Here is a 7,429-nt window from a genome sequence, read left to right as displayed (position 1 = left end):
CAATATGCCGGTCATTCCTGCTACGGCCGCTCTTTAGCGACAGTTGCATCGCTCCCTTGCGCCAGGCCATGAGCGTTCGTAGCGACTTGGATCTGGATATCTTCACGGTTGCCGTCCTGCTGGACTATATCAACCGCATCGCCGATCTCGAGGGACAGCTGGGCACGCTGCGTGCACAGGCGCCGTCGCACACGCATTCACATACCCAACGGGAGGGCCCGGCTTCGTGGCATGAAGCGCATGCGGGTGAAGAAACACAATAGAGGTCGAAGGTGCATGGTACTTATTGCTTCGCGGTGGGCAGCGCGTTCAGCGGAATGCGCAGATAGGACACACCGTTGTCATCCGGAGGCGGAAGCTGTCCCGCGCGCACGTTCACCTGCAGGGAGGGCAGGATCAGAGTCGGCATTTCGAGGGTGGCATCCCGCGCCGTGCGCATCCGGACGAAGGCATCTTCGGTGACCCCGTCATGCACGTGGATGTTCTTCTCGCGCTGTTCACCGACGGTCGTCTCCCACGCGGGCGCTCGCGCCTGCGGCGGATAGTCGTGACACACGAACATCGTCGTCTCCCGCGGCAGTTCCAGCAGCCGGCGGATGGAACGGTAAAGCTGGTGCCCATCGCCGCCCGGAAAATCAGCGCGTGCCGTACCCACGTCGGGCATGAAGAGCGTGTCGCCGACGAAAACAAGGTCTTCCACCGCGTAGGCCATGTCGGCCGGCGTATGTCCGGGCACAAGCAGCGCGGTGACCTCCAGCTGTCCGATCCAAAACCGCTCGCCGTCCTTGAACAGATGGTCGAACTGGCTGCCGTCGGGCAGAAAAGTGCGCTCCAGGTTGAAGAGCTTCTTGAACACCGCCTGAACCTGCCTGATGTTCTCGCCGATCGCAATCTTTCCGCCGACAGCCTGTTGCAGGTAGCGGGCCGCCGACAGATGGTCCGCGTGCGCGTGGGTTTCCAGTATCCATTGCACCTTCAGGCCTGCGGCCACAAGGTGGGCCAGCACCTGGTCCGCCGCCCGGGTATGCGTGCGCCCCGATTTGAAGTCGTATCCGAGCACCGGATCGATCACCGCGGCGTTTCCCGTCGCCGGGTCCGACAGGACATACGACACGGTCCAGGTTTCCGGGTCGAAGAAAGCTTGAATACGCGCTGTACGGCTCATGGGATTTTCTTTCAAGGGTGGCGGGGCATCAGCGGGTGGCTCACAGGCTTCGGCTCGGGTCGGCGGGGCCGGAGCCGATCTGGTCCATTCTCCACAAAACACCCAGAACGATCGCAGCCGCGATCGGGCCCGCCGCGGGATGAAGGATGAAGGCTACCACCGGGGCAACGAGCAGGAGCTGCCTCAAACCCCAGCCATAGAGCACGCCGGCCCTGCGCACATACTCGATCCCCGCCGGGGTCCACTGTTTCCTGGCGTCTGAACCGACGGGCATGCCCCCAATGAAGCCGGCATGGTTGTAGTAACGCACCGCCATCACCGAGGAGACCAGCGATGCGAACAGCAAGGCCAGCAGAGCGAGTTCCATGACCAGCCAGGGCTCGAAGGAAGCATGCCAGCGGGGATTGCCGCTCAGCTTCTCGCGCAGCGCGGGCACGGCCAGCGTCAGCGTGCCCATCAACGCAAGCGCGGCCGTGGATGCGGTCATCGACGCCGACATTAATGCGTTGCGAAGTGTCTGCACGGCCAGGATCTCGGAGCCCTGCTGCATGGAGACGGCGGCAAACCATTGCTCACGCAAGCTGGCATGTGCCGCGCGGGCCAGTTGCTCCGGCCTGCGGCGCTGGGCGAAGGCAAGCGTTGCCTCGTAGAAGAGCAGCGCAACGCCGGTAACGCAGGCGGCCAGCCAGACGAGCATCGCCTCCATGGGGTCACCCTGCCTTCGGATGTTGGGGATTGCCCCGCCGTTCGAGCAGTTCGAACGCACCCATTCCCGCCAGCATGGCCGCGACAAAGACGACGGCCTTGCCTTGGCCCATGCCGAGCGCGACGAGCGCCGGGCCCGGGCAGAAGCCGGCGATACCCCAGCCGACTCCGAACAGCAGGCTGCCGGCGACCAGCCGGCGGTCCATGGTACGGGAGGAAGGAAGCTTCATTTCCTGCCCCATGAGGCTCAGGTGGCGGCGACCTGCCACCCCGAATGCAATGGATGCGACGGCGATGGCCCCTGCCATGACCAAGGCCAGCGAAGGGTCCCACGGGCCCGCCAGATCCAGGAATCCGAGTACTTTGGCGGGGTTTGCCATGCCGGAGACCAGCAGGCCCAGGCCGAAGACCGCGCCGGCCAGCAGGGAAAGAAGGTTGTACATGGCCGCTCACCCCACCACAAAGACATGACGCACGAGGAACACCGTGACGAAGCCGGCCAGCATGAAGGCGGCCGTGGCAACCAGTGAACGCGGCGACAAGCGCGAGATGCCGCAAACACCGTGTCCGCTGGTGCAGCCGGAGCCGTAGCGCGTGCCCAGCCCGACGATGAATCCGGCTGCAATCAGGGTTCCGTAGCCGGCATCAATCTGTGGCCGCGGCAGTTGGGCGAACAGGGCAAACAGCAGCGGTGCACCCACCAGTCCCGCCACGAACGCGACGCGCCAGCCGATGTCGCCGCGCGCGGGACGCAACAGGCCACCCAACACGCCGCTGATGCCGGCGATGCGCCCGTTGAGCAGGACAAACATGGCCGCCGCCAGGCCGATCAGGCCTCCGCCTGCCAGGGCCGTCCATGGCGTGAACGCATTCCAGTCGATGTACATCAGTCACTCTTTCCGTTAACAGAAAATTCAAGTCAAGGTCCGTAGATCGAAGTATCCTTGTTCCGCACCGTTCAGGGGCGCAGGTTTGCGCAGGCGTCGTGGCGGGGACCCGGCATCGCAACACCCCGCGCCTTGGCACGTTCGGCCATCTCCTTGAGGTGTTCGTCGCGGAGCCGGCGGCATTCCTCCACCGATCTGACGTTCAGCATCTGCTGCCGATGGGCGTCGCGCTCCTCGCGACTCATCATCATCCAGCCGGGCGTGAAATCGCGGCCAATACCGGGACCCATGCCGGATCGAGGACCGGGCCTGGCTGCGGACGCAGCCGGTGCTGCGGGCGGGGCGGGCTGCTGCGCCACGGCGGCGCCGGCGGCCAGGAAGGCGAAGCCAAAGCTGAGAAGGTGAGTTGAGTGCATACATTTCTCCAGCGTTAAAGGTAGATCCACGATAGGCCTTCGCCGGGTGCTGTAATTTGTGCTGGATCAAGTAGCGGCATCGTGGCGTGGCGCTTGGGCGGACCGGATGCCGGCGGCCACGAAGTTCTCCGGGAGGCTGTCAGTGTCCGGTGACCAGGCCGATAGCGGCCTGGTGCTTCCGCTGCCGGCCCAAGGCCAGCAACTGGGCCTCGCTTGGGTTGTCTACGGTCTCCCAGCCGGCGATACACGGCGCCAGGGAAGGGCGATGTTTGTCGACGTAGTGGCGGAAGTCGGCCTGTGCCGTGTGCCCGCCCGTCACCAGGATGGATTCCATGCCGTCCAGCGCATCGCAGACATCGCCGAAAAATTCATGCCGGGTGCGCACCTCGCTGCCGTGCTGGGGCGTGGCATGGGAATGCGCGCGCAGCTTGCGCGCCTCGGCCTGTTCGGCGTTGAACTGGATCAGCTGGGCCTGGTGATGGTCCAGCCAGACCACGGCATGAAGAAAGGGCATGTGGGTACTCCTGAAAAAAATGGGCGGAAACAGGCCACCGCTTCAGGCGGTGACTTCCAGCTTGTTGACGATGCGGGTGACGCCCCTGGCGGCGAATGCCGCGCCGGCGGCCGCTTCGCGCTCGGCCAGGGAGTGCACCTTGCCGTGAAGGGTGACGACGCCGCCTTTCACGTCGATCTGGATGTGCCGGGCTTCGCGATCGGCCTGACGCTCGAGCGCGGCGGAAATCTCGGCCGCGACGTCCCGAATGCTGACGGTGGGCTTGACAACGATGTTGTTGGACAGGCCGCGCACGCCCACCAGGCCGCGCACGCATTTTTCGGCGGTGCTGGACTGGTAAGCCCAGTCGACGTCGCCAGTAAGGGTGACCCATCCTTTTTCGACCTCAACCTTGATGCGGTCCAGCGGCAGCAACACGCTCCAGCGCAGCGCGGATGCGGCGACTGAGGCGATCTCGGAATCGCTGCGATGGTGGGCGGCCACCAGTTTCACGTCCAGCTCGATCGCCAGCCCGCGCACACCGGCTACGCGGCGCACGGCCCGCTCGGCCGCGACTTTTTCGGCGAAGGTGTTCAGGTGCCCTGTGAGCGTCACCACGCCGTCATTGACGAGAACACCAATGCCGGCTGAGTTGACGGCAGGCTCCCAAGCGAGTTCGGCGGTGACATCGGCCTTGAGTTGCATATCGGTTTTCATGGTTCTTCCCCTTGAATGTGTTCATCATCCGCACAAAGCGGGTATGTCACTGTAGGGAGGCGCGGACGTGCTTGCCTTGACATTCGTCAAGCAGCGGCGTTACGGGCCGGGATACGCTGAACACCGGATCAAGACACAAGGACTTCGCTATGAAATACGGGATAGGCCCCATCGAAAGAAGGCTTCGCATCGCAGCCGGCATCTTGCTGCTGGCGCTCTTGTTCGCGCTCGACGGAAATGCCCGCTGGTGGGGCTTGGTGGGCCTGATTCCGCTGTTGACAGGCTTGTTCAAATTTTGCCCGCTTTACTGGGCTATTGGTTTGGACTGAGCGTCTGTTCCAGCATCCACCTGGCGCTTGATTGCCGCAGGAATGCGCAGCGGAACATAGGCTGTGTTCCCGTCCCGCAGCACCAGCAGCGCAATGCTGGAACCAGGTTCCTGACGGGATAACACGCGGTCAAAATCCGCCACGCTGTCCAGCCTGAATTCATTGGCGGCGATAAGCACGTCTCCGGCTTGTATGCCTTCGCTGCGTGACACTCCGGCGGCCCGACGCACCAGCAGGCCGCCATCTATGCCCAGTTGTGCCTGCAAGTCCTTCCCGGACTCGGTCAATCCGAGACCCAAACGAGGGAGGTCGCCGGTGACCGGCGCCGCCAATGGGCGCTGCGCGCCTGCAGGTGCCTCCGCCAGCAGGATCGTTGCCGTTTTTCTCCGGCCCTCGCGCCATACCTCCAGCGTGCCTGGCGTGCTCGTCCCATGGTCGCTCATCTGCAATGCCAGGCTGCTGAAATCCCGGACCTTTGCACCGTTAAAGGCTGTGATGATGTCACCGCGCTGCATACCTGCCAGAGCAGCAGGCCCTCCAGGCGTGACCTGCACAACCAGCGCACCCGTGGGGTCGCGCACCCCGAAGGACTGCGCGAGCGCGGCGGTCATGCCCTGCAGCCGGGCCCCCAGCCAGGCGCGCCGTATCTGGCCCTGTGACCGCAGGCGCCATGCGATGTCCATGGCCAGGTTGATGGGTACCGAGAATGACACGCCCATGTAGCCACCGCTACCGCTGTAGATCAGCGAGTTCAGGCCGACGATCTCGCCGTCTGCATTGAAGAGTGGGCTGCCTGAACTTCCGGGATTGATGGCCACATCGGTTTGCAGAAAAGGGGTTTCGCCGCTGCCGGAAAGAGCGCGATTTTTTGCACTGACAATGCCCGCCGTGACGGAGCCCGGAAAACCAAAGGGCGATCCGATCGCCGCGACCCAGTCGCCGACGGCGAGTTTGGAGGAGTCGCCTATCGGTGCTGGTGACAGTCCGGTAGCATCGATTTTGAGCAGGGCCACGTCCGTGATGCGGTCCAGTCCGACAAGCCTCGCGGGAAAATGCCGGCCGTCCTGCAGCCGCACCTGAGCCTCTTCCGCATCCCAGAGGACGTGCGCACTGCTGACGATGTAGCCATCAGCCGTGAGCACAAAACCGGAGGCCAGGTCACGCGCTTCGCCGCGTGCAAGACCGATGGGCTGCGGCCTTGCCAGCTGGTCGCCAAAAGTGTCTGGCGGGGCAAATTCGGGTTCCGGGTCGCCGCTGCCGCTGGGCACCCATGCGTTGATGGTGCTGATTTCCACGACTCCGGCGCCGCGGCTGGCTACGATAGCGCCGGCCGATACAGAGGCTCGACGAGTCAGTGGGTCGGCATGTGCCCCCTCCGACGCCAAAGCGGCGCACGCCACCAAGCTGGCAAGCAAAAGACGAGGAGGTTTCATGCGGCCATTGAACATGGCGTCAGCATCACGCCAATTGAGCCACCTCAAGTTCGCCTAAAAAAGAAGCAGAGCTATCCCGCTTTATGTAGCCGTGCCACACTGGGGACCGACTTCGGTGGCGGCACGGCCCGCCAGCATCTCCTCGATCCGGGCGAGCGAACCTATCAGTGCCTTCTTGCCGGCCTTCAGGACAAAACCGGTGGCAGCCTGCACCTTGGAGCCCATGGAGCCCGCGGGGAAGCTGTGGCCCAGCAGTTCGTGCGGGCTGACTTTTCCTTGGGCGCGCTGCGACGGCGTTCCCCAGTCCAGGTAAGCGGCGTCGACGTCGGTGGCAATCGCCAGGCGGTTGGCCCCCAATTCCTGCGCGAGCAGGGTGCTGGTCAGGTCCTTGTCGATGACGGCGTCTACGCCCTGCAGGGTGTGCCCGCCGGCCGCGCGCACAACCGGAATGCCACCGCCGCCCCGCGACGACCACCACGGCCTCATGCTGCAGCAGCCATCGGACCGGGTCCACGCCCAGCATACGTGTCGGCAGATTGGCAGTGGTGGGTCGAACCGGGGTAATCGGGGCCGTATGCCTACTGGACCAGCAGCACCGGCACGTCGACATCCGCCACCACGCGCTGGGCGGCGCTGCCGAGCAGGGCGCGGCCGAACAGGCCGTGGCCGTGTGTGCCCAGGACCAGCATGTGGACTTTTTCGCGCTTCGCCGCCTGCACGATTTGTGTGGCCGGTGTACCGGCGACCCAGGAGGCCCGGTACTGCACGCCGTGGCGCTTGAGGAAACGCTCGATCGGCTGCAGCACTTTGTCGGCCTCTTCCTGGTGCCAGGCGCGCACGGTGGCGGCGCCCAGCATGGTCTTGACGCGCGGGGTAACGGCGATCTGCACATTGAGCACGATGAGTTCCGCGTCGGGCCCCATAAGGGTTTCATGCGTGACCAGAAAGGCCAAGGCCTTTTTGGTGAACTTGCTGCCGTCAACGGCCAGAAGGACTCTCATGGTGTTCTCCGGAAGAAAGAAGGCGAAACGGTGCGCGCTCAGCGCAGGACCAGGACGGGAATGCTGCTGTGCGTAAGCACCTGCTGGGTCTCGCTTCCGAGCAGGATGCGGGAAATGCCCTTGCGGCCGTGCGAGGCCATCACGATGAGGTCGCACTTGTTCTTTTTAGCCGCGGCCAGGATGGAGGCCGCGACGAGGTCGGATTTGGCGATCACGGCCTTGGCTTTGCCGCCAGAGGCCTCCGCGGACTTTTGCACCGCGTCGACAACGGCCTGGCCCTTAT

13 protein-coding genes are annotated in these 7,429 nt (G+C 64.3%); 2 read left to right on the top strand and 11 right to left on the bottom strand.

The genetic code is table 11. The annotated features are described in order from the left end of the window. A partial coding sequence (locus tag AC1D1X_RS11385; protein WP_477698299.1) for a chaperone modulator CbpM occupies positions 1-263 on the top strand: 263 nt, incomplete at its 5' end. 20 nt (positions 264-283) lie between these two features. On the opposite strand, the gene AC1D1X_RS11380 is transcribed toward AC1D1X_RS11385, so the two are convergent. The 7 genes from AC1D1X_RS11380 to AC1D1X_RS11350 all read right to left on the bottom strand — a co-directional run bounded on the left by AC1D1X_RS11380 (position 284) and on the right by AC1D1X_RS11350 (position 4,383). Next, a complete protein-coding gene (locus tag AC1D1X_RS11380; RefSeq protein WP_477669592.1) occupies positions 284-1,165 on the bottom strand; it encodes an MBL fold metallo-hydrolase in 882 nt (293 codons plus the stop codon). Between the two features lie 40 nt (positions 1,166-1,205). Beyond that, a complete protein-coding gene (locus tag AC1D1X_RS11375) occupies positions 1,206-1,871 on the bottom strand; it encodes a DUF599 domain-containing protein (protein ID WP_477669591.1) in 666 nt (221 codons plus the stop codon). A gap of 4 nt (positions 1,872-1,875) precedes the next feature. After that, positions 1,876-2,313, bottom strand: coding sequence for a DUF6691 family protein (locus AC1D1X_RS11370; RefSeq protein ID WP_477669590.1), 438 nt, complete (start codon positions 2,311-2,313; stop codon positions 1,876-1,878). 6 nt (positions 2,314-2,319) lie between these two features. Further along, positions 2,320-2,757: a YeeE/YedE family protein gene (locus AC1D1X_RS11365; RefSeq protein WP_477669589.1), complete on the bottom strand. Its 438-nt coding sequence runs from the start codon at positions 2,755-2,757 to the stop codon at positions 2,320-2,322. Positions 2,758-2,828: 71 nt separating this feature from the next. Next, on the bottom strand, positions 2,829-3,173 hold the full coding sequence (locus tag AC1D1X_RS11360; RefSeq protein WP_477669588.1) for a hypothetical protein: 345 nt from the start codon (positions 3,171-3,173) through the stop codon (positions 2,829-2,831). A gap of 139 nt (positions 3,174-3,312) precedes the next feature. Then, on the bottom strand, positions 3,313-3,687 hold the full coding sequence (locus AC1D1X_RS11355; RefSeq protein WP_477669587.1) for a hypothetical protein: 375 nt from the start codon (positions 3,685-3,687) through the stop codon (positions 3,313-3,315). 42 nt (positions 3,688-3,729) lie between these two features. After that, entirely contained in the window at positions 3,730-4,383 is a 654-nt protein-coding gene (locus AC1D1X_RS11350; RefSeq protein ID WP_477669586.1) for a BON domain-containing protein, read from the bottom strand. A 149-nt stretch (positions 4,384-4,532) separates the two neighbouring features. Here AC1D1X_RS11350 and AC1D1X_RS11345 point away from each other — a divergent pair, with 149 nt between their 5' ends. Further along, positions 4,533-4,712 carry a YgaP family membrane protein gene (locus AC1D1X_RS11345; protein WP_477669585.1) on the top strand — a complete coding sequence of 60 codons (180 nt, stop codon included), beginning with the start codon at positions 4,533-4,535 and terminating at the stop codon, positions 4,710-4,712. Here AC1D1X_RS11345 and AC1D1X_RS11340 read toward each other — a convergent pair. The 4 genes from AC1D1X_RS11340 to AC1D1X_RS11325 form a co-directional block, all read right to left on the bottom strand. Continuing rightward, positions 4,688-6,007 (bottom strand): trypsin-like peptidase domain-containing protein, encoded by a 1,320-nt coding sequence (locus AC1D1X_RS11340; protein ID WP_477669584.1) that lies wholly within the window; start codon positions 6,005-6,007, stop codon positions 4,688-4,690. The two genes, AC1D1X_RS11345 and AC1D1X_RS11340, sit on opposite strands and share 25 nt — an antisense overlap. A gap of 219 nt (positions 6,008-6,226) precedes the next feature. Then, positions 6,227-6,631, bottom strand: a complete 405-nt coding sequence (locus AC1D1X_RS11335) for an amino acid kinase family protein (protein ID WP_477669583.1) — start codon at positions 6,629-6,631, stop codon at positions 6,227-6,229. A gap of 92 nt (positions 6,632-6,723) precedes the next feature. Then, on the bottom strand, positions 6,724-7,146 hold the full coding sequence (locus tag AC1D1X_RS11330; RefSeq protein WP_477669582.1) for a universal stress protein: 423 nt from the start codon (positions 7,144-7,146) through the stop codon (positions 6,724-6,726). A 38-nt stretch (positions 7,147-7,184) separates the two neighbouring features. Continuing rightward, a partial coding sequence (locus AC1D1X_RS11325) for a universal stress protein (RefSeq protein ID WP_477698298.1) occupies positions 7,185-7,429 on the bottom strand: 245 nt, incomplete at its 5' end.

It is taken from the genome of Polaromonas sp. P1_G4 (genome assembly GCF_056405475.1).
The sequence above is the reverse complement of the archived record's forward strand: the minus strand, read 5'-3'. Positions and strand labels throughout refer to the sequence as shown.

Excerpts from the sequence above, each read along its gene's own strand:
- AC1D1X_RS11370 (WP_477669590.1), bottom strand. The coding sequence starts at position 2,313 with ATGTACAACCTTCTTTCCCTGCTGGCCGGCGCGGTCTTCGGCCTGGGC.
- AC1D1X_RS11375 (WP_477669591.1), bottom strand. The coding sequence starts at position 1,871 with ATGGAGGCGATGCTCGTCTGGCTGGCCGCCTGCGTTACCGGCGTTGCG.
- AC1D1X_RS11345 (WP_477669585.1), top strand. The coding sequence starts at position 4,533 with ATGAAATACGGGATAGGCCCCATCGAAAGAAGGCTTCGCATCGCAGCC.
- AC1D1X_RS11335 (WP_477669583.1), bottom strand. The coding sequence starts at position 6,631 with ATGAGGCCGTGGTGGTCGTCGCGGGGCGGCGGTGGCATTCCGGTTGTG.
- AC1D1X_RS11330 (WP_477669582.1), bottom strand. The coding sequence starts at position 7,146 with ATGAGAGTCCTTCTGGCCGTTGACGGCAGCAAGTTCACCAAAAAGGCC.
- AC1D1X_RS11360 (WP_477669588.1), bottom strand. The coding sequence starts at position 3,173 with ATGCACTCAACTCACCTTCTCAGCTTTGGCTTCGCCTTCCTGGCCGCC.
- AC1D1X_RS11365 (WP_477669589.1), bottom strand. The coding sequence starts at position 2,757 with ATGTACATCGACTGGAATGCGTTCACGCCATGGACGGCCCTGGCAGGC.
- AC1D1X_RS11350 (WP_477669586.1), bottom strand. The coding sequence starts at position 4,383 with ATGAAAACCGATATGCAACTCAAGGCCGATGTCACCGCCGAACTCGCT.
- AC1D1X_RS11355 (WP_477669587.1), bottom strand. The coding sequence starts at position 3,687 with ATGCCCTTTCTTCATGCCGTGGTCTGGCTGGACCATCACCAGGCCCAG.
- AC1D1X_RS11380 (WP_477669592.1), bottom strand. The coding sequence starts at position 1,165 with ATGAGCCGTACAGCGCGTATTCAAGCTTTCTTCGACCCGGAAACCTGG.